This is a genomic window from Thalassospira sp. MCCC 1A01148 (assembly GCF_001613795.1).
Lineage (GTDB): Bacteria > Pseudomonadota > Alphaproteobacteria > Rhodospirillales > Thalassospiraceae > Thalassospira.
In genome coordinates, this window is sequence record NZ_LPVZ01000012.1 from 416,234 (window position 1) to 440,101 (window position 23,868).

Here is a 23,868-nt window from a genome sequence, read left to right on the forward strand (position 1 = left end):
GTGGCTTCGATTTTAACACATTGAGGGCACTAAAAGATTGACCTTTACACGCTCATATCCGCGCAATGCTCCTTTTCATAAGGCAACTGAGCATCTGGACATGGCAGGAACATAGCTCTGTGCGATGCCGACTACTTCTTGCTCATATGAAATATGTTTTTGCGTTTTCAGGTCGTTACACAACAACGCGTCCGAGAAAACACGACAAAAATTACACAACCGTCACTTGAAACGGTCGACGGCTGCCTAAACATAAACCAAAGCATAATCTTAGGCACGCCTTGCACACACCATAACGGCGAACGATTTCGCTTTGCCTAGCGGGTTCTGCTGTCGCGCTTCGGGTGACTTAGTAAATTGTCTCGGCAAGAGATTTAGGGGAAAATAATGCGTGATAATGGTCCTGTAACCAATCGCGAAGTCCTGATGAATGACGATGATATTCTCGTCTCGGGAACAGATACGGGTGGACGCATCAAGTTCGCCAACAAATCCTTTGTGGATATTAGCGGCTTTACAGACGACGAACTGATCGGATCGCCGCACAATGTTGTGCGCCACAGCGACATGCCCAAAGAGGCCTTTGCAAACCTTTGGGAAACGATCAAAGCCGGACTTCCCTGGCAAGGTCTGGTCAAGAACCGCACCAAAAATGGTGACCATTATTGGGTTCGCGCAACTGTAACCCCAACCTTGGAAAAGGGTGAGGTCACAGGCTATGTATCGATCCGGACCAAACCGACGGACACGGAAAAAAAGCGTGCCGAAAGCATTTATGCGGACTTGCGCAAGGGTGAGGCAAAAAATGTCGGCCTTGAATATGGTGAGATTGTAGATACCAGCACCAAGGCGAAATTGGGCAACTTCCTTTCCAGTATCAAAGGAAGCCTGACCGTCGCGTTTGGCACCATGGTCATTCTGATGATGCTGATCGGTGGATATGGCCTGTGGGGCCAATACAACACTGAGAAGTCGTTGATAAACCTCTATGAAAATCGCGTAAAACCACTGAACCTGCTCAAACAGATATCGGATGATTACGCTGTTTTCGTTGTTGATGCCTCTCACAAGGTTCGCAATGGCAACTTCTCGTGGCAGGAAGGCATTGAAAGTATTGATCTCGCGAAGACACGCATCAAGGCGAACCTTGAGCTTTATCTCAATCGTGAATTAGGCCGTCGGGAAACGCCAATCGTTCAGGAAGTCCGCGGCATGCTGCCCGTCGCTGATGAACTGGTCGACCGCCTTCGACAGATTTTTGTCGCTGAAGACAGCGCGGCCCTTGATGCTCTCGTCAAGGAAGAGCTTTATCAGAAAATTGATCCGCTGACTGAACTGATCGGCAATCTGTCTGTTCTTCAAAACCTGATCGCCGGCGAACGTGTAGAAAAGGCGCGCGCGGATTTCGTTCAGACCCTGATTATTGAACTCGTCCTCATCGCACTCGCCATCATCTCGACAGTGATTTACGGTGGATGGTTGATCAAGAAGCTCAGACGTCCACTTGCGCAGATGGAAAATCATTTCGATGCCATCGAAACCAATGATTCGGGCTATGTGATCGAATTACCATCTGTTTCCGATTTCAAACCGGCGATACAGCAATTGCGCGCTTTGCACGCCAAACTTTGCTATGCCAAACTCGAACGCGAAGAAAATGAATCCAGGTCCAACCAGCAACGCGTTGGCGCGCTGCGTGGGCTTGCCGAGACCGTCGAGCAAGAACTGCAGAAAGTCGTTCAGGCAATCATTGATCAAACAGGTCGTTTGAACGCTGCTGCTGTTGATATGGCAGGCTCTTCAGAGCGTGTTTCCGAGAACTCCGAGAGTGTTGCCGCTGCTGCACACGAAGCCTTGGCAAATGCAGAAACCGTCTCTGGCGCATCTGAAGAACTGGCTGCGTCGATCCGTGAGATTACGCGGCAAATTGAAGAAGCAACCAGCCTGACAGCAGAAGCCAATCGTGCCGGTGAAAGTGCAGAAAACACAGTCAAATCATTGAAGGACAGCGTTGATCGTATTGGCGAGGTTGCAGAACTGATCGGTGATATTGCAGCTCAAACCAACCTTCTTGCCTTGAATGCGACCATTGAGGCCGCCCGCGCTGGCGATGCTGGCAAAGGTTTCGCGGTTGTCGCCCAGGAAGTTAAAAACCTTGCCAATCAAACCGCTAAGTCCACTGAGGAAATCACCCGCCAGCTTGGAGAAATCCAGAATGTTACGGGTTCTGTTGTCGCCACCGTTCAGCAGATGACGTCAAGCATCCGTCGCGTTGACGAAGTCGCCTCCAACGTTGCGGTCAATGTTCGCCAGCAAGACGACGCAACCCAGGAAATCGCTCGTAACGTGGTTCAGACGGCGGAAGCGTCAAATGAAGTGACCGAAAAGATCGGGCATGTTGCCTCCGAGGCGCAGGACAACCTCACGCGAGCGGCTGACATGAATAAAATCGCCGAAGAAGTAGATGTGAGCATCGCTGAACTTCGCAACAGCCTTGTTCGAATCGTTCGTACTGCCACACCTGAGGTAAATCGCCGCAAGGATCCTCGGCACGAAGCTCAACTGGCCGTTACGGTTAAGGTCAAGGGGAAGTCAATCCGTGGTCAGACCATCGACATATCGACGGGTGGCGTAAAGGTCTCGCTTGCTGAGGCGATCAAGGAAGGGACAAAAGGCGAAATCACCATCGATGGCCCGAACACCACGATCCCGTTTGAGGTCGAAAACGCCCTTGATACGATCGCAAACCTCGATTTCGCACCAAGCAAGATCCGCGAGGAACAACTGAAACCGTGGCTTGAAAGACGATTTGGCAAAGCCAAAGGTTAGTCCCAAGGCCAACTGTGGAATGACATTCCTATAAGCCCTCACAACCACCCGAGAAGTTTTTTCGGGTGGTTTTTCTTTTTCACGGGACTATTCGGCAAGCCTTCAGAAAAATGTAAATTGGGTGCTTGACGGGTTATGTTTGTTGGGGCTATACACCGCTCCAGCCAACGCGAAGGCGCGATGGCGGAGTGGTTACGCAGAGGACTGCAAATCCTTGCACGCCGGTTCGATTCCGGCTCGCGCCTCCACTGGTCCGGCATAGCTCAGTTGGTAGAGCAAATGACTGTTAATCATTGGGTCGCAGGTTCGAGTCCTGCTGCCGGAGCCATAAACCCCTGGAACCTAGTTCCGGGGGTTTTTGCTTTTGCGGGCCAGTTTCATCTGTTTGATCAAGCATTCGAAATGGCGACAGGCGCGTATAACGCCATGCGTATTTCAACCTCCTTTTGCCCTCCTCGCCATGTGATCCAATCGCATTGAAAAAAGACACGATTTTGGCCAGATTTTCTCAAAAAAGGTCTTGCGGGCCTCGGACTGTTTGATTATACACCTGCCACGCGCTTCGAGAGACGCGCAAAGCCTGATCCGGCATAGCTCAGTTGGTAGAGCAAATGACTGTTAATCATTGGGTCGCAGGTTCGAGTCCTGCTGCCGGAGCCAATTAAAAAGGGACCGAACAATTTGTTCGGTCCCTTTTGCTTTTAGCCCTTACAACCGCTGGATACTCAAGTGATGAAAACCGTCAAAATCGAGCTTCGTGAAGTTGAGCTAGCAACCCTTTCCGGATCGACCCGTGGTTGGCTGATAACTAGCGATGGCGGAATCATTCATGGAATGGTGCACCCGATTGACGGGGATCTGTTTACAATCTCGTCCAATACTGACCCCCGCATACAGGCCTTCGGCTGGTGCCCGATGTTTGACAGCCTGGCCCATGTGCAAAGTGACCTTGAAATCGCCCTTGCGATGTCTTCGCAAGAAGAAGTCGAAACCTGGCTTGAAGAATCCGAACGATTTGATGACGATGGCCATCATGGGCATGTTCATTAACACCCTGCGTGTCTGCTGCTTACCGGCCTGACCTCAAATGGCCACGCACTGCCACAAAAACTTCGTACCGGCAGTGCTTTATTGATACACAGCAAATCAATATAATTGTTACGCCTCTAAAATACCGCACCGCATCATGGATCGCGTGCTGACAAACTGGCATGCGCATCACCATAAAGGGCAAACAGGCCAAAACCCGGCCTGCCCCACAGGACAAGGCGCAATTTGGCGATGAGTACAATTAACCTCGATCATCTGTTCAAACCCAAATCGGTCGCCGTGATCGGCGCGTCAAACCGCCCGCACTCTGTTGGCAGTGTTCTGATGAAAAACCTGCTGGCCGGTGGCTTTGACGGGCCAATCATGCCAGTTAACCCGCGCAGCCAGTCGATTGGCGGTGTGCTGGCCTATCCGGACGTCGACAGTCTTCCAGTGGTTCCGGAACTTGCGGTGATATGCGTCCCGCCAAAGGGTGTTGTGCCGGTCATGGAATGCCTTGCGGAAAAGGGCTGTCTCGCCGCGATAGTGCTGACTGCGGGCCTGACTGCGGAGCAATATGATGATAACCGCACAGTCAAACAGGCGATGCTTGATATCGCGGCCTCCAGGAAGATGCGTCTTCTTGGTCCAAATTGCCTTGGCCTGATGGTGCCGGGCATTGGCCTTAATGCCAGCTTCAGCCATCAAAGTATTGGCAGCGGCAAGATCGCCTTTGTCTCTCAATCCGGGGCCCTGTGCACAGCTGTTCTGGATTGGGCTGCGGCTCGCGGAATCGGGTTTTCCCACTTTATCTCTTTGGGCGAATGCGATGACGTCGATTTCGGCGATGTGATCGACTATCTGGGGTCTGATCCTGACACCCGCGCGATCATGCTTTATATCGAGTCCATCCATGAACGCCGAAGCTTTATCTCTGCGGCCCGTGCGGCATCACGCAACAAGCCGATCTTGTGCATCAAATCTGGCCGCTTTGCCGAAGGTGCGGCTGCGGCAGCCTCCCACACCGGCGCTCTTGCTGGCGCTGATGATGTCTTTGATGCGGCCATCAAACGGGCCGGTGTATTGCGTGTGTATACGGTCAGCGAGATGTTTTCTGCAGCTGAGACCCTTTCACGCATGCGCCCTTTCCGTGGCGACAAACTTGGCATCGTCACCAATGGTGGCGGGATTGGTGTTTTAGCGGTTGATGCCCTGATCGAACGTCATGGCCAACTGGCACATCTTGAAGACGAAACCATTTCTGCACTCGACGAAATTCTGCCGCCGACCTGGTCGCATGCCAACCCGGTTGATATCATCGGTGATGCGCCCGGTGAGCGTTATGCAAAGACCATTGATGCGGTCCTCAAGGACAAGAATATCGACAGCTTGCTTGTGATGCATGCGCCGACAGCAATTACCGACCCGGTGGAGGTCGCACAAGGTGTGATCGACACAATCAAGGGCAGCAAGAAGAACATACTGACCAACTGGGTTGGCGAGGCCACCGTGGCCGAGGCGCGCAACATGTTCTACGCGGCCGGAATTCCGACCTATCGCACACCCGAAAATGCGGTTGCCGCCTTCCAGCACATGGTGAACTTCCGCAAGCTGCAAGACCTTCTGATGGAAACCCCGCCATCCGTGCCACATGATTTTACGCCCGATATAGACAAGGCGCGCAGCATCATTCATGCGGCAATCCATGCGGGACGTAACATGCTGACGGAACCCGAAGCGAAGTCGGTTCTGGAATGCTTTGGCATTAACACCGTCAAAACCTATGCAGCACGTGATGTGCAGGACGCTGTTAGCAAGGCTGAAGAGATTGGTCGTCCGGTCGCACTGAAAATCCTGTCTGACGACATCAGCCACAAATCCGATGTTGGTGGCGTTATCCTGAACCTTGAAAACGGGGAGGAAGTTCGGGCTGCTGCGGAAAAAATGGAACGCGTCATTCGCGAAAAGTTCCCGGAAGCACGTCTGCGTGGCTTTACCGTTCAGGAAATGGTCAAACGGTCTGGTGCACGTGAACTGATCGTTGGCATGACCACCGACCCGATATTCGGGCCGGTCATTCTGTTTGGTCATGGCGGTGTTGAGGTCGAAGTTGTTCGTGACCGTGCCATGGCATTGCCGCCACTTAACATGAAGCTTGCCCGCGAGCTTGTGGAAGGCACACGTATTCACAAACTGCTTCAGGGCTATCGCGATGTGCCCGCAGTGAACCTTGAAGAGCTATACATGACACTGGTGCGCCTGTCGCAGCTGGTGGTGCAGTTGGGTGAAGTTGTCGAACTTGATATGAACCCGCTCTTGGCTGACCGCGAAGGTGTCATCGCGCTTGATGCCCGCATCAAGGTCACGCCAAAAGTGCTGAGCGACGAAAACCGTCTGGCTATTCACCCCTACCCGCGTCACCTCAAAGAGAACGTGGTGATGGATGATGGCACGACTTATTTGCTACGGCCAATCAAGCCCGAAGATGAACCTGCTCACTATGAGTTCATGTCGCGCCTGACCCCCGAAGACATTCATTTCCGCTTCTTCGGATCGGTTCGTGAACTGCCGCATTCGGAAATGGCGCGTCAGACGCAGCTTGATTACGACCGTGACATGGCCTTCCTTGCGATTCTGGTCGATGGCGACGAAGAAGTTGAATTCCACGGCATTGTTCAGGTTGTTATTGACCCGAACAACGAAACAGCCGAATACGCCATCATGGTTCGTTCCGACATCAAGGGGCGCGGGCTTGGCCGTATACTAATGGAAAAAATGATCGAGTTCTGCCGTCGCAAAGGCACAGAAACCTTTATTGGTCAGGTTCTGCCAAACAACCGCCGCATGCTGACCTTGTGTGAAAGCCTGGGCTTCACCCGAAAATTCATTCCTGATGAAGATGTGTTTGAGGTGACGTTGCCATTGCAGCGCGACACAGAATGACCAAACGATGATCAAAACATGCAAAAAGCCCGGCCTAATGCCGGGCTTTTTCATAAGATGACGAGTTTTGCCTTGATATCGGCCACGGCCTTTTCAGGGTCGATACCCTTTTCAAGCAGTGAGTCTCTGGCTTCGTTCTCAATCACGCGCAGTTCATGCAAGGTCGTCTGAACATCTTCCAATTGCTGTTCGAGCTCTTCGATCCGCCGTCTTCCAACCAGCATCAAGTGTGCAAGCTGCTCGGTGCGGGAGCGGTCAGCATCGTAAAGGTCAATATATTCCTTGATGTCTTCGAGCGAGAAACCAAGACGCTTTCCACGCAGAACAAGCATTAGCCGCGCACGGTCACGATAGTTGTAAACACGCGTCGCCCCTGCCCGCTGAGGCGAAAGCAGGTTTTTGGTTTCATAAAACCGGATTGCGCGCGGGGTAATGTCGAACTCTTCGGCCAACTCGGTGATGCTATAAAGCTTGTCGTTCATGATTTTTCTTGTTTGTTGAATGCGGTGCGCCACCATCGCAACATTCCGACAGCCCAGTCAACTGATTTACGCATACGTAAGGCGAAAACACCTGGTGTGGTGTCTTACGATGACGTCGTGTCAATCATTGTAGACTGGTAGGGAACGGACATATTCAAGATCGACAGGAATGTAGTTCGGACCTTCGAAAACTGAACCACGCGTGCGTGCCCCTGGCCAATACCCGCTTTCACTAGACCACGTACTGCCATCTGGCATCGGCACATCCAATGCATCGCAATAACCTTCCTGATGCTGCGCGCGAAGCTCGAAGCGTGCAGCCAATCCATCCTCGAACAATGGGGTATCTGAGGCGCGTGGCGCGCTCAGAACACCATCATAAGGGGCAAATACGTCGGGATACGTCACGTGATTGGCAAGATCACCGGTAAACTGAACCGGTAATGGTCCGTCCGCTGACAGATCAAGCTTATCGAATGGACCAAAGAAGGACTGATCCAATGGCATTAAGTCTTCAGGCAGTTTGTTTGGATCCGCATGTTCAATGGCGTTGCGCGCATTGATCAAACCGCGTGTTGTTCCCTTTTTGATGTATTTCTGGCGCAAGAAAAAGCTGTTGTGCAGGCAAACCGATACATAATCGGGCTGTGCCACGGCCCCGCCTTTGCCCAGCTTGAAAACAGCGCCGCCATTATACTCATCACCCTCCGGGCCCGGTCGGCTGTCAAACCAGCAGATATTTCCATAATAGTACCAGAACCCGCCACGGACACCGTCCTGCGAGAACAGCTTGTGGCAGTTATAAAACCGGTTGCGCCCAATCCACCAACCGACCGCCGTGGCTTCGGGTTCGATCGGATTATCGCGAATATATCGAAAGCGGTTGTCTAATATCCGGACGTCGCGGTTAAAACTGCCAACCGGAGCATTAAGATTATGGGGCGAAACATCCATCCGGACGCCATTATAGCAATCACAGATATCGTTTCGGATGATCTCTACATCGCCGATAATGTCATCAGCGCCAAAGAAGGCACCATTCAGATAGCGGTACTCAACCTTGATGACATTGCCGTTTTCGTCCTTGCCATCATGGATTTCGTCCCAGCGGATGCTGCGCCAGATATTTGGGTTCTGAACCCATCGACAGTCCGATATCGAAATGCCACGGGTTTGTTCACCATTTGCATAAAAGGCATAGGTCCCGTCGGCGATATCAAGATCACGAAAAGCCAGATCCTGACTGTTCTCGATATAGACGGCACTCGGCCAGGCGCGTTTGATGGTAAATAGCTCGATCCGAATATGGGCGACATCAATTAACTGGAATACAGCAAAGCCGTCCCGCCCGGGATTACTTGCCGATACAGATGGATCGGGTTGCTTGTTCGCATTGATGATCGCATCGGGTTCACCCCGGACGATGATTGGTTGTTCAGAAGTCCCGCTGCACGGAAACCGCAAAGGTTTATCAATGCAATAGTCACCGGCAATCATCCGGATCATTTGTCCTGGCTGGCTTTGGCTAATCGCCTGTTCAAGGGTTAATGTCGGACGCAATTTTGCGTCGATCCAGTGTTGCCGACCATCACTTGAGACATAGACAATTTCCATACCAAACCCTCCTGCCAATGATTGCAAAACTATATCGCGTAACAACCGATTACAAAATCAGTTGTTTGCAGCACATTTTGCAAATCTTGGTTTAACAGAAATCCGGACGCAGTCCCGGTCCATCAGGGTTTAGACATAGTGATATTCGATCAAAACTTGGTATGGTGGGCCGCAAATCAAAAAAGTGAGTTTTTCTCATATTCTATTAACAAAACATATCCGCTAGACACGATCCCCGCTTTCCATCGGCCATTTTGTATGATGGCTGTCGATGACAAAGTGATGTTTATGGGTAACAGGCGGGTGATAGTGGCGATGTCGGTGTTTTTCCCTGTCCTGTGCGTCTTCATGAACATGCACGTGATGAGGATCATTATGGTCATGCGGATGTTCATGCCAAAACCCGGGATGGCTATGGCGTATTGCAAGCTTGTCTTCCTTGGGCCACAGCAAGATTGCAGCAATGATTGCCATGAACGCAAGACCACCTGAGGCCAGAAACGCAACAGACAGGTCAGCCAAACTGCCAAGCCAGCCAACAATACCATAGGCAAACAGCCAGCCACCATGTGACAGTGCAAAATTGGCCGCAAAGAAAGCCGACCGATCACCGTCACCCGCCGATCGTTGAACCAACCGACCACCCGGCGTTTGGGCAAATGTCGTACCTGCGCCTGCAATAACCCACAGGGTTGCAAACGCCATCACACCCCGTTCACCAGCGACCAACAAAGCACCACCGAGTAACATCGCCGCCGCTGCCCCGACGATGCCCGAAAGCATCAATCGGCGTTCACCTGTGCGTTCGATGAAGCGCGGGATCAAAAAAGCGGCAATCATGGATCCGCCGCCCGCACAGGCGAGGAAACTGGTGGTAAGGAACTCGCTCCCGCAAAGAACACCACGGGTTAAAACAACCGTATTGACGATAATCATCGCACCGACCGATGACACGGCAAAGTAAACCACCAAAAGCCCGCGCAAGCGTGGCGTTTTCAAATAGGCTACGATCCCGAAGATCGTATTATCATAGATACCGCCAAGCCGATCTGTTGCTGCCGCTTGCGGCACAACGGTGGTCATGATCAACAAGGCTGAAAGTGCAAATGTGAGACTGTTTGCCATGAACAGACTGTCAAAGGACCAGATGGCAAGCAGTGCCGCCGCCACCGCCGGACTGACGAGGTTTTCAAGATCATAGGCCAGGCGGGCGTATGAAAGCCCCTTGGTATAGGCCTTTTCGTTCGGAAGAATTTCGGGAATTATCGCCTGAAAGACCGGGGTAAAGGCAGCAGACGCCGCATTGACCAGAAACACCAGAACGAAAATCTGCCAGACTTGATCAACGAATGGCAGACATAGAACGATCAGCGCACGCAGCACATCAAGGCCGACGAGCCAGATCCGCCGTGGCAGCAAATGTGCCATGCCGCCCGCAACCGGCGCGATCAGAAGATAAGTCACCATCTTCAGAACAAGGATGGAACCTAGCACCCGCCCGGCATCATCCCCGGCAAGGTCATAAGCCAGCAGCGATAGAGCCACCGTGGTCAACCCCGTGCCAACCAGTGACGTGATCTGGGCTGCGAACAAATGACGAAAGGCCGGTTTGGTAAATGGGGATATGCTTGATGTCATCTCCGCCCTTTCACTTTCATCCGGCCGTTCGCGTCCTCAGGATGCGTCCTCGGCCTCTTTGGCCCGCGCACTGGCCGTACATTTCTTTTCCGGTAATTGAAGCATTTTTCCCGTGCGCAGTTCAATGATGCGTGTTGCCAGTTTGCGGCGAAAATGCGGATCATGCGATACAAGGATCATGGCCTGAGGCAGACCAAGCAGGATTTCCTCAAGCCGGCGCATATTTTCTTCATCAAGCGCGTTGGTCGGCTCATCGAGCAACAAGACATCTGGCTTCATTGCAAGCACCGCTGCGACCGATACCAGCCGCTTTTCGCCCCCCGAAAGTTCGTGCGTGATCCGTTCGCGCAGATGCTTGAGATGCAGTTGATCAAGGACATCATCAACAATTGCAAGCGCCTCTTCGCGGCTGGCACCAAGGTTTAGCGGGCCGAAGGCAATGTCTTCGATAACTGTCGGACAGAATAACTGATCATCCGGGTCCTGCACGATGAAACCCACACGGCAGCGCAAGTCATGAAATTCCGCCTCGGTAACACGTGGCGAGCCAAAGGCCCGGATTTCGCCCGCGTGCGGTTTAATGAGCCCCACGATGATCCGCAATAGAGTACTCTTGCCCGCCCCGTTTGGCCCGGCAATAAACAGCCGTTCGCCGGGGTCAAGCGTCAGACTGACACGATCCAGAACGTTTTGGCCCGCCCGATAGCCATAGGAAATATTATTCAGTTCAATAAGCGAAGACATAAATTCGATCCAACAGGACTAGCGCGGTAATCAGCGCCAGGAAAATTACGGCGAACAAACCATCTCGACGGCGGAAGGCCATATCATCAATCAACGGGAAATGACCGCTGAACCCACGACACTTCATGGCTTCAAGCACTCGTTCCGCACGTTCAAGCGAACGCACCACCAGCATACCAAACAAATACCCGAATGATCGGTATGTGTGGGCATTATTGCGTGCCTTGAAGCCGCGCAGTTTCATGGCCATGCGAAGACGGTGATATTCGTCATGCAGCACAGAGATATAGCGCACGGTAAACATCATCAGATGCACAAGTGCTGCCGGACATTTCAAGCGGTATAGCGCATGGCCAAGGGTCACCGGCGTCATGCCTGCAAGCAGGCTTAGCATCATCAAAACAACCGCATTCGCGCGGATACCGACAAGAATGGCATGCATCAGGCCCTCTTTGCTGGCCTCTGCCCCGAAAACGGTAAACATCGGTGTTCCCGGTGTCGTGAAGGGCAACATGATCAGCATGACGATGATGAACCCATCCATGGCCGCCATGCGTTTTAATGTCACGCGCCAGGGCGGATCGGTCAGGCTCATTGTCATAGCGGCAAGCGCCAGGGCACAGAGCGCGAATTCAATCTGTTGCAGGGCAACAACGACAATCGCAAAAACACAAGCAGCAAGGACACGCGCTCGTGGATCGAACCTTTCGACAAATGCGATGGGGTTCCCGACACCTGCCTTGACATTCAAGGGGTGATCATGTCCGAAAAGATGGCTCATGCTTCAGGTGCTTTTGCTCTTAGGCGTCGCGCGGCAAGGTAATAAACAATCCCGAATGCCCCGAATATATAACCAATACCGCCCAGAATCGATTGAAGATCGTTCTTTTCCTTGTATGCCGTGATTTCGCGGCGAAGCGGGCGCAATTCATCGCGCACGATAGATGCAATGATTTCTTCCTGGGCACGGGTAATGGCCGGAACCGCGTTTTCGGTTGTTGCAACCACTGCCACCTTCGCAGATGAAGCACTTGTTGCATTTGCCTGCGCGACATTTGATAAGTCGTTTATGGCAAATGCAGCTTCTGCCACGTGACCTGCACCAAGGTCCGCACGAAAACGTAAATCCACATCACCTGATGGCGTGTATACGAAAAAGCCATCTTCATCAGTGGTGATTTCGTCAATCTTCGTGCCATCGGGGGCCAGCACTTCGACCAAAGTGTTGCCGGCCATGACACCATTTGAGAAGCCGACTTCCCCTTCGATGCTGGGTCCACTTGGGAACACAGACGCAATCACCTTGTGCGCCTCTGCGCTACCAGTCCCCTGGAGAAGCGCAACCATGGTCAAAAGCAAAGCAAACAGCCTAACCATTTGGTGTCTGCTCCGCCTGATTTGCGCGCAAGACGGCTGCCTGCATTTGAAAGTCTTCAACGGGATCTGCAGGTTGCAACAGGGCCGGTTTGACCTTGGCAATAAGATAGACAGAAGCCGCAGAGACAAGGCCTTCAACGATCATGATCGGGATATGGGCAAAGAATACCAGTTTAGCCGCCGGAATAAATGCATCCCCGCTAAGCCCCAGGGCAATTGCGACAAAAAGGGTCGTGAGTGCAATTGAGAACGCACCAGCCACCCCACCCAACACAGCCGCTGGGACCGGCGGAACACGCGCAACCATCCCCCGGAACAGGAGCCCTGCCAACACAGCGGGAAATGCGATATTCACCGTATTGACGCCAAGTACCGTCAAACCGCCAAAGCCAAAGAATATCGCTTGTAGCAGCAGACCAACGAAAAGTGCTGGAAACGCGGTCCAGCCAAGCACCAGCCCGGCGAGACCACTCATAATGAGGTGCACACTGGAGGGCCCAACTGGCACATGAATAAGCGACGCAACAAAGAATGTTGCCGACAAAACCCCGGTTGCCGGGATTTTATCAATTGGAAGTTTCCGCAGTCCCAAGCCAAGCCCAGCCACTGCAAGACCCCCCCCACCAATCAAAACTTCCGGTGCCAGCGCACCATCCACAATATGCATCTGTTCTGTCCCTCGCCTATTTCACATCATAGGCGCGAACCCACAGGACTGCATCCTGTGAAAGCTCTTTACCCTGAAATTCTTTGTCAGGGCCGCTGCCAAGTGCTGCAAAACCCCAAAAGCCCGCTTTTGGCACGCCGAATGTGAAATACCCGTTTTCATCGGAAAGTGCGACCACGGCACCACCAGGCATTGGCGATGCGGTTGGTTCCTGGGGCGTATTGCTGGCCATGTCGGGTTCAGCCGCCATGTATTCGACTTCAACCTCTACACCCGCCAACGGTTTCCCGTTGCTGAGAACGCGACCGGTGAAGGTTGAACCGGCAATGATATTGGTTGGCCGATTAAGCGGCAGAATCTCGGTTTTCAGCCCTTGCGGTTCCATCCAGTCTGTCGGGATCTCGTTGCGGCTGACATAGGATTTTGTGATTTGCTGGATGAAGATATCTTCGCTTTCTTCATAATACGGTGCTGGAACGACGACCATCACATAGTCACCGCTGCGCCGAAGCGTCAGCACTCCGTCAAAGGCGGCTGCCGAATTCGCGCTTCCGGTAAAGGTGATCGGCGAAAGCGTTGATTTTAAATCAATTTTCTTGCCGCGATTAACCGCATAAAAATCCAACGGCTTTGCCATATCCATGACATGACCATTTTCAAACGGATGCCAGAAAATCAGTTTAACGGGCTGATCGCCCGCCTTGCTAACATTCACTTCCGGCGTATAGGCCAATTGAAAATGAGCATGCGCCGGCAATGTGGCCGCCATCACGCAGGTGCTTGCAATGACAAGCCTGCCAAGGGTTTTCAACATGTAATCGTCTCTTTCTCAAACGATGCACGCAAGCCAACGGCCCAACGCGCAGGGTCAGGACAAAGAACGATAGGATGGCTGGAAGCAAGATTGCGGATCTTGTTAAGACCGTGTGTACCCCTGCAACCTGACGCTCACCCCGGCGTCCAACAGTTTTATACCGGGCCATAAACACCCGGCAGTCAAAGGCAGGTCTCCTGGCTCGCGGCTTTAAAAACACTGCGCCTTCCCGGCTTGTACCAGTGGCATATGCAGTGCTCTGACCGCTTACAGTTGCGGGGGCAGCCGTGGCTTTGTCATGCGTGACGCACCACGTTCCCTTTTAAGTTGATCCATTCTGATCAACACCAAAGACCGTTTCATAATCCACGCGCGACGGATTGCTGTCAACTATTTGCCCCGTTGCTGAACAACAAACTTTTGGGCCAATGGCTTGACGTTATCTGGGGGCTACGCAAAGATCGTTCGCACCTTTACCAGCAGGCAAAGAATGCCTCAAACACGACGGGCGAAAACATTATGACACCTGAAACAGTTCTTGTTTTCTGGTTCAAGGAACTTGAAGAAAAACAGTGGTTTATCAAGGATACTTCCCTTGATCGCCATATCACCGAGCGCTTTTCCGATTTTCACGCAGCAGCGTGCACCGGCGAGCTTTTTACCTGGCGAAAAACGCCGCATGGCCGTTTGGCCGAGATCATCGTTCTTGATCAGTTTTCGCGCAATATGTACCGCGATCAACCGCAATCCTTTGCCACCGATCCAATGGCACTGGTTCTGGCACAAGAAGCCGTTTCACTGGGACTGGATCGCAAACTCGTGACACCGCAGGAACAAGCATTCCTGTATATGCCCTATATGCATTCAGAATCCGAGATCATCCACGAAGTGGCGGTTGATCTGTTTTCGCAGCCGGGGCTTGAAACCAATTATGAGTTCGAGCTGAAACACAAAAAGATCATCGACCGATTTAGCCGCTATCCGCATCGTAATGAGATATTGGACCGCCAATCGACGCCAGAGGAACTGGCGTTTCTGAAAGAGCCCGGATCATCCTTCTAAGCATAAAAAAGGGACGGTTTCCCGTCCCTTTCATCTGCTCTCAGCTAAGCGCAGAACATCACCCGACATCCCGGTCGCGATTATCCCACCAGTCTTGAACAAGGCTTTCTGCCTCATCCATGTAATCAGCCTTGCCGGCAAGGAAGGCTGCCATAGCTGCGCTGCCTTTGATTTTGGCCTCTGCAGGGATGTCTTCGACATCGCCACGCCAAACACCAAGGAAGTGTTTAAGAGAGACCGGGCTTTGGTCTTCATCATCTTTTGCGGGTTTAGACAACAATGCAGGCCAGCGAACATCATTGAGTTCGCCATTATCAAGCATGCGCAAATCGACATGCTTGTAAGGCGTTCTTTCCGCCTCGCCGCCGCCACCCTTGATCACGCCAATGCGCGGCAATTCAAGCAGCCTACCGGTTTCGCGATGAACATCGAGAAACGCCGGGTGAAACACGCCAAGAAACGCAGAACGTGCTTGCAGCGGGTTTAACAACCGAAGAAGGGTATTAACCGGGCTGCGCAGACCAAGCAATGGGCGCAAACCAATCAGCTCCTGCAGTTTCGGATGCATATGGCGTAACGGCAAATATGCAAAGCCCTTGGATGCGATATCCGACCGTGCTTCCTCTGCAGACATGGCAATTGGCAATTTCAGAGCCTTGATGGCGGCTTCTGTGCCGACGCCATTTACAAGGTGCGAATTGTAGCCATGCATCAGGATCGGCACGCCGTTTTGTGACAGCAACAGGGCTGAAAGAACAAACCATGGCAAACCACGGGTTCGACCGGCAGCATAAGATGGCCAATCGAGCGCAGGGCGTTCAAGCGCATCATCCTCGCCGTCTTCATCCGGCTCCAAACGGGCCGCCTTGCGCACAGCCTCAATCATGCCAGCAAGTTCTTCGGGCGTTTCGGCCCGATAGCGCAGCATCAACAAAAACGCGCCAAGCTGGATCGGTTCAACCTCGTCACGCAGGATCATGGAAAACGCTTCAAACGCTTCTTCGCGGGTCAGGCTGCGCGAGCGCCCCGGTCCACGGAAAAACGTGCGTAAATAGCCCGAAAAAGGATGCGCTTCGGGTAAAACGTTTTCTTCCTCGAGCTGTTCAAGATGCTCGTCGGTCATAAGACTTCACCGGATAGTTGTCGTTACTTGTCGTGGATACGCGTAAAGACCCACTCTGTCTCAGTGGAGAGGTCATCCTGATAGCGATAGCCGTCGACATCAAATTTCTTGAGGTCTTGCGGGTCTTCGAGCCGATTGTCAATCATATAGCGCGCCATCATGCCACGTGCACGCTTGGCTGAGAACCCGACAACCTTGGCCGTGCCCCCCTTTACCTCTTTGAAGACAGGGGTAATGACCGGGCCATCAAGCGCCTTGGTCTTGATCGATTTGAAATACTCGTTCGAGGCCAGATTGATCAGGCTCCGATCCTTATGACCCTTGGTGATTTCATTGATCTGCTTGGAAAGCTTGTCGTCCCAGAATGCATAGAGGTCCTTGCCACGCGGATTGGCAAGACGTGTTCCCATTTCAAGGCGATATGGCTGCATCAAATCACGCGGTTTAAGCAGACCATAAAGCCCGGAAAGCATACGAAAATGATCTTCGGCCCAGTCAATATCCGCAGCCTTCATCGTATCGGCATCAAGCCCGACATAGGTGTCACCACGAAATGCAAAAATCGCCGGTTTTGCGTTGGTCCGATCAAATGGGCGCGAAAAATGCTGGAATCTTTGATAGTTCAGATCAGCCAGATTTTCACTGATGCCCATAAGTTTCATCAAGTCGCTGCGACTTTTTTTGCGCGCGACATCAACGAGTTCTTCTGTGTCATCGAGAAATGCAGGTTGGGAAACAGACATTTCCGGGACATCTGTTTCAAAATCCAGCTTCTTGGCCGGGGACACAACAGCAAGCATCAATCTGCCTCTTCTCTTTCATCTCGGTTCGATTTGTCGTAACAAGCCACAAGGCATGGGCAATGTCTAGGGCCCAACCCCATGTACAGGAGTATACGGCTGTGCATCGGTTTGGACCCTTGGCGTTAACCATAAACTTCTAACTTTGCAGAAAAACCGTCTTGCGCAAGCTCTGACGGAAGAAAGGAACCATTATGAGTGAACAAGTTCGCGCATCCCACATTCTTCTGATGTATGCGGGTTCGGCCCGTTCGACCGCTACCCGGACCAAGGACGAAGCCCTGACCGAAATCAATGCACTTAAAGATCAGATCGCATCAGGTGCTGATTTCGCAGAACTCGCCAAATCAAACTCTGACTGCCCGTCCGGCCAGCAGGGTGGTGACCTTGGTTTCTTTGGTCGTGGCATGATGGTTCCGGAATTTGATGCCGCCGCCTTCAGCATGGATGTTGGCGCGACCTCTGACGTGGTTGAAACCGACTTCGGTTACCACCTGTTGCAGCGTACCGCCTAAGCAACCGCTTACGCGTCATGCAAATGGTAAAGGCTGGCATATGATTGCCAGCCTTTTTCTTTTTCAGTCCTGCATCTCAGAAATCAACAATCGGGGCATCAAGCTCATATTCCGACTTGTGATCCTCGACCTCCAGCACCCAGACATCGCGATCAAATCCGACTTGCTTGCGACAGTATTCGTCGCAGGCAAATTCCGTTTCCCGGCCCCCATCCGGCCCACCGGCAACCAACATCCAACCAAGGTCACCATCGAGCGTGGTCACGCGTGAGTAGACAAAACACCCCGCGTCAAACCGGTTAAGCTTCAAAAGCACAGCACCTGCGTCTTCGTTGCCCTTATGAGCGACCATGGCCGTGATCAGCTTTGACTGGCAAATCGCGATCTGCCCCCGCACCCATAAACCTGCCTTAAGACGCGGCTGCATCACACCCCATCCCGCGAAGCGGTTACGTTTTCCGGCATTTGCAATATCAGGTTCGCATTGGGGCAGATGTTTTCCCACATATCCCACTCGGAAGGCTTGGCCGCGCCAAAGAAGTCCCCTTCCCGACCCAGCATGTCAAAAATGATCTGGAAATGCAGATGCGGAATCCAGTCTCCGTTGATCGGGAAATCCCCAAAACGGCATAGTTGATCGCCCGCAGTTATTTCCATGCCCTTGTACAGCCCTTCAAGAGAATCACGACTTAAGTGCCCGTAAAGCGTATAGAATTTAACCCCGGCAGCCGGTTCATGCTGCAAGATGATCGTCGGTCCGTAATCAAGGTGCAGGTTGTTATCCGCAAAGCTGTGTACAACCCCGTCAAGTGGCGCGAACACAGGTGTGTATGCTGGCGCGAACAAATCGATGCCCAGATGCTGGCTTCGTGCCTCGCCATCATTTTTAAACTGTTCGGATTGATAGCAAATCCGGTCTTCGCGATAGCGGCCAACGCCGACAGGCGCCTTGGCATCTGCAAGTTGCTGCCACATGATTTCGGTTTGGCGCGCCGGATCGCTTTCCCCGCCAATGACGACGTCGCCGTTCGATGAGAAGTCGTAAACGATCTTTGTACAGGTCTTGAGGTCACATTCCATCACCGACCGGAAACTATCGCGATTCTCTTCGATCCACGCACGCAGCTCTGCGGCCTCTGGCATCGGTTCCTGCCCTTGTATGAGGCGTTCCTGATAGGTTTGAAGACGGTTGGCAGCAGCGGTAGATCGCATGACGGTCACTGTGGTGGCTCCGAAACAGAAAAAGGCAGGGACGATGCCCTGCCTTTAGCTACATTAATATCTGCCTGATCGGCAAGCCCTGGCTTACCAGTTGGTCACTTCGTATTCGCAGGACACGTCATCATCATCGGTGTCGGTCAGCGCAACCGTCAGGCGGCGCATCTGCGGGTTAAAGCGTTTGATAAAGTTCAGCAGCAGAAGCGATTCTTCGGAAAGCTCGCCCGCGTCCTCGTCGTCTTCATCAAGTTCGCACAGCTCAACCAGCTCAAGGAACAGCGCACCAAGCGCGCGTTTGACATCTTCACCGCCCTTAAGGCCGCCCGTCAGTTCGCCGAGCGGTCCAAGATCAATTTCGAGTTTGCGCAGGTTCTTGCTCATCTGGTCGATGGCGTCTTCATCAAGAACCATCTCGGCCGCAATCATATGCGTACCAACTTCGTTGATATTCATGAAACCGACGAACTCGAACAGATCGTCTTTGGTCCGGCCATCTGCCAGCAGCTTTTCGGTATGCGCTTCGAATTCATCGAAGTCGATATCTTCGCCAAGATCGTTTTCAAGATCGCTCATGTCGCTCTCCAATCTGAATTTGCGCTGCTGATACTCTGGATTGCGGGAAAACTCAACCCGGACTGGTGATATGGTCATCTGCTATGCAGCCATCACATTGCCTGCAATAAATCCTAGCAAAGAAGATTGCGAACATTATCGCAATATCACTAGGATCAACACCTCAGATTATAATAGTTCTGCACGGTCAGCTTTTAACGGATAGTGTCATGCCCGCCTTCACGCTTCTCGATATTGTCGCATTCTTCTGGGCTTTTGCCTGGTGGGTGGGTTACACGCTGTTTGCAGATGCCAGTTCAAGGCGGCGAAACTCCATTTCGGCCCATATGGCAAGAAATCGCCATCGCTGGATGGAACAAATGCTTAAACGCGATATCAGGATGGTCGACACATCCATTGCCAGCAACCTGATTACGGGCATCAGTTTCTTTTCATCGACCACCATTCTTGTTCTGATCGGTCTTGTGGCGTTGTTGGGCTATACCGACAAGGCAATTGAAACAGTGTCCGCCCTGCCCTTTGCGGCTGTCACAACGCCCGGTGTTTGGGAATGCAAGGTGGTGTTGCTGATTGTGATCTTTATCTACGCCTTTTTCAAATTCACCTGGGCGTTTCGCTTATCCAACTATTGCTCGATCCTGATTGGTGCTGCCCCTGATGCAGATGAACCCGATGCCCCGCGCGCTGCGGCCCGCGCTTCAAGGATGAGCATGATGTCGGCACATAACTTTAATCGTGGCATTCGGGCCTATTTCTTTGCCCTGTCAGCACTGGCATGGTTCTACCACCCGGTCGCATTTGTTATCTGTGCAACATGGGTAACGCTGGTTCTCTATAATCGGGAGTTCCGGTCGCACGCGCTCGATATCCTCAGTGGTCATCACTGAATTCTTCAAAAATCAAAAAAGGGCCGCGATTGCGGCCCTTCTCGTATCGTCGTATCGCGCGCTTTCAGGCGGTCTGCGCGCGTCGCCGAATTGCAAAGGTTGCAACAACGAACAACACCAGACCAACCGGCAGGGCTGCACTGTAAAGCAGCGTCACCCAACCCGATCCGGCATAGATTGTACCGGCTGACAAAGATGCGATTGCAACCGTCCCGAATACACAAAATTCATTGATCGCCTGCACGCGGGCCTGTTCGGATGGACGGTAGTTTTCCGTCAGGAACGTGGTTGCGCCAACAAACATGAAGTTCCAGCCAATTCCGAGCAACACCAGAGACACCCAGAAATTGCCGATTAAATCCTGACCGGCAAGACCGACAGCCAGGCACACAAAGTTCAGGATCGCACCAGCCTGAATGACTTTAAGGGCGCCAAATCGTTTGATCAGGTTGCCGGTAAAGAACCCGGGCGCATACATACCGACGACATGCCATTGAATGATAAATGCCGCATCGCCAAACGCGTAATCACAATCAAGAATCGCAAGCGGTGTCGCCGTCATCACAAAGCTCATGACCGCATAGCCCAATGCCCCGGCAATGATCGCAACAATGACAGCCGGTTGGCCCATGACGGTTTTAAGCGGACGTGCTGGTTCAGGGTGCTTGTGCCCGCGCATATCGTGCAACCGCAATTGCCCAATCGCGATCACCAACAGGAACTGCAATCCGATCAAGGCGACGAAGGTGCCAAGAAACGGCACCGTACCAAACCAGTCGCGGGCAAAACTTGCCAAGTTGGGGCCGATAAAGGCAGAGGCCAACCCACCGAGCATCGTGTAGGAAATCGCACGCGCCCGGAATTCTGCCGGCGCTGCTTCGGCTGCCGCAAACCGATACTGCATCGCCACTGCGTTTCCGGCCCCGATGCACGCACAGGCAATACACAGCAGCCAGAAATTCGAATAATAGACGGCCCCCATCCCCGATACCGCCCCCAGCATCGCGACCGTAGCCCCCATCCAGAATCCGAATTTGCGTCCCATCTTGGCCATGATCACGGCTGACGGGGCTGTCATCGCCATCATGGCGATCATCATGAACGCAACAGGAAGGGTTGAAAGGGATTTGTCACTGGCAAGTGAAAAACCAATGACTGCGGCGACGGTAAAAATCAATGACATCGCACTGGCAGACAGCGCGACACACAGACTCAATATCATGATGTTCCGGCGAACTTCCGGGCTCGACATTTGGGGCTCCCTTCGGTGGCGTTGGTGGCGCCGTTATGATGTTTTTGCAAAACAGGCCAAAGGCAAAGGCTTCTATCTTGCTCTACATGTTTGTCCTGTTATATTGGCTCTTCACCTTACGGGATAGTATCAATGCACGGCTTTGCCGACAAAAAGTTGAATACCGCCAGACTAACTGCATGCCGAAATGGCTGCAGCGCGGTTCGTGCTGTCCCGAAAGTCGCTTTTTTCAAAGAGCGAACTTGACCTCATCCTGAAATTCCTTTTCTTGTGCATTTACCCCGCGTAAACATGCGGGTCTTATATGTGCATTACTGAATTATGCCCGCAGATAAAGCAGAGTTGAGCCAACCATGATTGCCCTGACCCTTCCCGATGGTGCCGTACGCGAATTTGACGGCCCGGTATCGGGGTTCGATGTCGCCAAAAGCATCAGTTCTTCGCTGGCAAAGAAGTCCTTTGCCATCATCGTCAACGGCGAAGTGCGCGACCTCGCGCGCGAGATTGACACTGACGCGACTATCGAAATCGTGACCAAGGGCCATGAAGAGGTTCTGCCGCTGATCCGTCACGATTGCGCACACGTGATGGCCGAAGCCGTTCAGGAACTCTATCCCGATACGCAGGTCACAATTGGCCCGTCCATCGAAAATGGTTTCTATTACGACTTTGCCCGCGAAACGCCATTTACGCCCGACGATCTGGTCAAGATCGAAAAGCAGATGCACAAGATCATCGAGCGGAATGAGCCGATTGTGCGTGAAGTCTGGGATCGCAACGAAGCCATCAAGTTCTTCCTTGAGAAAGGCGAAAAGTACAAAGCCGAAATCATCGAAGACCTGCCGGAAGATGAGACCATCACCTGCTATCGTCAGGGTGATTTCATCGACCTGTGCCGCGGCCCGCATGCGCCCTCGACCGGCAAGATTGGCAAGGCCTTCAAACTGATGAAGGTCGCCGGCGCATATTGGCGTGGCAATTCCGATAATGAAATGCTGCAGCGTATCTATGGCACTTGCTGGGAAAGCAAGGAAGACCTGGATGCGTATCTGCACATGCTGGAAGAAGCAGAAAAGCGCGATCATCGCCGCCTTGGCCGCGAGATGGACCTGTTTCACATGCAGGAAGAAGCGCAGGGTTCTGTTTTCTGGCACGACAAGGGGCTGAAGCTGTATCGCAAGGTCGAAACCTATATCCGTGATCGTCTCGATGATGCCGGTTATCAGGAAGTCCGTACGCCGCAGCTTGTCGACCGTGTGCTCTGGGAAAAATCCGGTCACTGGGAAAAGTTCCGCGAGAACATGTTCACCACCACCCCGGATGAAGATGATCCAGAACGCGTTCTGGCACTCAAGCCGATGAACTGCCCGTGCCACGTGCAAATTTTCCGCCTTGGTAGCAAATCCTATCGCGACTTGCCGCTGCGTATGGCGGAATTTGGCTGCTGCCATCGAAATGAACCGTCTGGCGGTCTGCATGGCATCATGCGTGTGCGCCAGTTCATCCAGGATGATGCCCATATTTTCTGTACCGAAGACCAGATTGTCTCGGAAACCAAGATTTTCTGTGACCTTCTGAAGTCGGTCTACAAGGATTTTGGCTTCACCGACATTCTTGTGAAGTTTTCGGACCGTCCGGAAGTTCGTGCCGGTTCTGATGAAATCTGGGACAAGGCTGAAGCAGCCCTTCGTGAAGCGGCACTGGAAGCTGGCCTGGCGCTCGAAGTCAATCCGGGTGAAGGCGCGTTCTATGGACCGAAGCTTGAATTCGTTCTGCGTGATGCGATTGGCCGTGACTGGCAGTGCGGCACGCTTCAGGCCGACTTCGTTCTGCCGGAACGTCTTGATGCATCCTATATGGGCGAAGACGGCGAAAAGCACCGCCCGGTCATGTTGCACCGTGCGATTCTGGGCTCGCTCGAACGTTTCATCGGTATTCTGATCGAGAACTACGCTGGTCGTCTGCCGCTTTGGCTGTCACCGGTTCACGCAGTTGTCTGCACCATTACCAATGACGCGGATGACTATGCGCACGAGGTTAAAGCTGCTCTCGAAGCCAAGGGCCTGAATGTTGAGCTCGATATTCGTAACGAGAAAATCAACTACAAGGTCCGCGAACACAGCCATGCCAAGGTACCGATGATCCTTGCGCTGGGCAAACGCGAAGCAGAAGAAAAAACCGCTTCGGTTCGCCGCATTGGCTTCAAGCACCAGAAGACCTATGGCATCGATGAACTGGGTGATGCAATGGCCGCAGAAATCCGGGATCGCGTGATCGAAGCCGAATTCTGATTAAGGTCAT

Annotated in this window: 21 protein-coding genes, 3 tRNA genes and 1 riboswitch; of the genes, 10 read left to right on the plus strand and 14 right to left on the minus strand. The window is 52.7% G+C overall.

Annotated features, from left to right (window positions below; all coding sequences use genetic code 11):
- The first annotated feature begins 387 nt into the window (after positions 1 to 387).
- The 6 genes from AUQ43_RS04835 to AUQ43_RS04860 all read left to right on the plus strand — a co-directional run bounded on the left by AUQ43_RS04835 (position 388) and on the right by AUQ43_RS04860 (position 6,801).
- A complete protein-coding gene (locus AUQ43_RS04835) occupies positions 388 to 2,829 on the plus strand; it encodes a methyl-accepting chemotaxis protein (RefSeq protein WP_062954945.1) in 2,442 nt (813 codons plus the stop codon).
- Positions 2,830 to 3,003: 174 nt separating this feature from the next.
- Positions 3,004 to 3,077: transfer RNA gene (locus AUQ43_RS04840), tRNA-Cys, on the plus strand.
- Positions 3,078 to 3,081: 4 nt separating this feature from the next.
- Positions 3,082 to 3,157, plus strand: a tRNA-Asn gene (locus AUQ43_RS04845).
- Positions 3,158 to 3,413: 256 nt separating this feature from the next.
- Positions 3,414 to 3,489: transfer RNA gene (locus tag AUQ43_RS04850), tRNA-Asn, on the plus strand.
- 72 nt (positions 3,490 to 3,561) lie between these two features.
- Positions 3,562 to 3,879, plus strand: coding sequence for a hypothetical protein (locus AUQ43_RS04855; protein ID WP_062954946.1), 318 nt, complete (start codon positions 3,562 to 3,564; stop codon positions 3,877 to 3,879).
- A gap of 231 nt (positions 3,880 to 4,110) precedes the next feature.
- A complete protein-coding gene (locus AUQ43_RS04860; RefSeq protein WP_062954947.1) occupies positions 4,111 to 6,801 on the plus strand; it encodes a bifunctional acetate--CoA ligase family protein/GNAT family N-acetyltransferase in 2,691 nt (896 codons plus the stop codon).
- Positions 6,802 to 6,851: 50 nt separating this feature from the next.
- On the opposite strand, the gene AUQ43_RS04865 is transcribed toward AUQ43_RS04860, so the two are convergent.
- The 8 genes from AUQ43_RS04865 to AUQ43_RS04900 all read right to left on the minus strand — a co-directional run bounded on the left by AUQ43_RS04865 (position 6,852) and on the right by AUQ43_RS04900 (position 14,137).
- Entirely contained in the window at positions 6,852 to 7,283 is a 432-nt protein-coding gene (locus AUQ43_RS04865; RefSeq protein WP_062955266.1) for a MerR family DNA-binding transcriptional regulator, read from the minus strand.
- A 120-nt stretch (positions 7,284 to 7,403) separates the two neighbouring features.
- The gene (locus tag AUQ43_RS04870; RefSeq protein ID WP_062954948.1) at positions 7,404 to 8,897 is read right to left on the minus strand and encodes a hypothetical protein; all 1,494 of its coding nucleotides are present in this window, start codon (positions 8,895 to 8,897) and stop codon (positions 7,404 to 7,406) included.
- 222 nt (positions 8,898 to 9,119) lie between these two features.
- Entirely contained in the window at positions 9,120 to 10,535 is a 1,416-nt protein-coding gene (locus AUQ43_RS04875) for an MFS transporter (RefSeq protein WP_062954954.1), read from the minus strand.
- Positions 10,536 to 10,571: 36 nt separating this feature from the next.
- Complete coding sequence (locus AUQ43_RS04880; RefSeq protein ID WP_062954971.1) at positions 10,572 to 11,279, minus strand: energy-coupling factor ABC transporter ATP-binding protein; 708 nt, start codon at positions 11,277 to 11,279, stop codon at positions 10,572 to 10,574.
- Positions 11,263 to 12,060: a cobalt ECF transporter T component CbiQ gene (gene cbiQ, locus AUQ43_RS04885; RefSeq protein ID WP_062954973.1), complete on the minus strand. Its 798-nt coding sequence runs from the start codon at positions 12,058 to 12,060 to the stop codon at positions 11,263 to 11,265. The genes AUQ43_RS04880 and cbiQ overlap by 17 nt, the downstream gene beginning before the upstream one ends.
- Positions 12,057 to 12,656, minus strand: coding sequence for a hypothetical protein (locus AUQ43_RS04890; protein ID WP_062954982.1), 600 nt, complete (start codon positions 12,654 to 12,656; stop codon positions 12,057 to 12,059). The genes cbiQ and AUQ43_RS04890 overlap by 4 nt, the downstream gene beginning before the upstream one ends.
- Positions 12,649 to 13,323, minus strand: a complete 675-nt coding sequence (gene cbiM / locus AUQ43_RS04895) for a cobalt transporter CbiM (protein WP_062954983.1) — start codon at positions 13,321 to 13,323, stop codon at positions 12,649 to 12,651. Before cbiM ends, AUQ43_RS04890 begins: the two co-directional genes overlap by 8 nt.
- A gap of 16 nt (positions 13,324 to 13,339) precedes the next feature.
- Positions 13,340 to 14,137: a DUF4198 domain-containing protein gene (locus tag AUQ43_RS04900; protein ID WP_062954984.1), complete on the minus strand. Its 798-nt coding sequence runs from the start codon at positions 14,135 to 14,137 to the stop codon at positions 13,340 to 13,342.
- Between the two features lie 169 nt (positions 14,138 to 14,306).
- Positions 14,307 to 14,504: riboswitch (cobalamin riboswitch) on the minus strand.
- A gap of 152 nt (positions 14,505 to 14,656) precedes the next feature.
- Between AUQ43_RS04900 and AUQ43_RS04905 the strand changes: the two genes are divergently transcribed.
- Positions 14,657 to 15,199 (plus strand): DUF924 family protein, encoded by a 543-nt coding sequence (locus AUQ43_RS04905; protein ID WP_062955267.1) that lies wholly within the window; start codon positions 14,657 to 14,659, stop codon positions 15,197 to 15,199.
- Between the two features lie 58 nt (positions 15,200 to 15,257).
- On the opposite strand, the gene AUQ43_RS04910 is transcribed toward AUQ43_RS04905, so the two are convergent.
- Positions 15,258 to 16,322, minus strand: a complete 1,065-nt coding sequence (locus tag AUQ43_RS04910; RefSeq protein ID WP_062954985.1) for a glycosyl transferase family protein — start codon at positions 16,320 to 16,322, stop codon at positions 15,258 to 15,260.
- A gap of 23 nt (positions 16,323 to 16,345) precedes the next feature.
- Positions 16,346 to 17,122: a peroxide stress protein YaaA gene (gene yaaA, locus AUQ43_RS04915; protein ID WP_062954986.1), complete on the minus strand. Its 777-nt coding sequence runs from the start codon at positions 17,120 to 17,122 to the stop codon at positions 16,346 to 16,348.
- Positions 17,123 to 17,316: 194 nt separating this feature from the next.
- Here yaaA and AUQ43_RS04920 point away from each other — a divergent pair, with 194 nt between their 5' ends.
- Positions 17,317 to 17,637, plus strand: a complete 321-nt coding sequence (locus tag AUQ43_RS04920) for a peptidylprolyl isomerase (protein ID WP_062954988.1) — start codon at positions 17,317 to 17,319, stop codon at positions 17,635 to 17,637.
- Positions 17,638 to 17,713: 76 nt separating this feature from the next.
- On the opposite strand, the gene AUQ43_RS04925 is transcribed toward AUQ43_RS04920, so the two are convergent.
- The 3 genes from AUQ43_RS04925 to AUQ43_RS04935 all read right to left on the minus strand — a co-directional run bounded on the left by AUQ43_RS04925 (position 17,714) and on the right by AUQ43_RS04935 (position 19,428).
- On the minus strand, positions 17,714 to 18,064 hold the full coding sequence (locus AUQ43_RS04925) for a DUF1491 family protein (protein WP_062954993.1): 351 nt from the start codon (positions 18,062 to 18,064) through the stop codon (positions 17,714 to 17,716).
- Entirely contained in the window at positions 18,064 to 18,849 is a 786-nt protein-coding gene (locus tag AUQ43_RS04930; RefSeq protein WP_181838545.1) for a peptidoglycan DD-metalloendopeptidase family protein, read from the minus strand. Before AUQ43_RS04930 ends, AUQ43_RS04925 begins: the two co-directional genes overlap by 1 nt.
- Before the next feature lie 93 nt (positions 18,850 to 18,942).
- Complete coding sequence (locus AUQ43_RS04935) at positions 18,943 to 19,428, minus strand: hypothetical protein (RefSeq protein ID WP_062954996.1); 486 nt, start codon at positions 19,426 to 19,428, stop codon at positions 18,943 to 18,945.
- 209 nt (positions 19,429 to 19,637) lie between these two features.
- On the opposite strand from AUQ43_RS04935, the gene AUQ43_RS04940 reads away from it, so the two are divergent.
- The gene (locus AUQ43_RS04940; protein ID WP_062954997.1) at positions 19,638 to 20,315 is read left to right on the plus strand and encodes a DUF599 domain-containing protein; all 678 of its coding nucleotides are present in this window, start codon (positions 19,638 to 19,640) and stop codon (positions 20,313 to 20,315) included.
- Positions 20,316 to 20,379: 64 nt separating this feature from the next.
- Here the strand turns inward: AUQ43_RS04940 and AUQ43_RS04945 are convergent, their stop codons facing one another.
- Positions 20,380 to 21,567 carry an MFS transporter gene (locus AUQ43_RS04945; protein ID WP_062954998.1) on the minus strand — a complete coding sequence of 396 codons (1,188 nt, stop codon included), beginning with the start codon at positions 21,565 to 21,567 and terminating at the stop codon, positions 20,380 to 20,382.
- Between the two features lie 353 nt (positions 21,568 to 21,920).
- Here AUQ43_RS04945 and thrS point away from each other — a divergent pair, with 353 nt between their 5' ends.
- Complete coding sequence (thrS, locus tag AUQ43_RS04950; protein WP_062954999.1) at positions 21,921 to 23,858, plus strand: threonine--tRNA ligase; 1,938 nt, start codon at positions 21,921 to 21,923, stop codon at positions 23,856 to 23,858.
- Positions 23,859 to 23,868 lie beyond the last annotated feature (10 nt).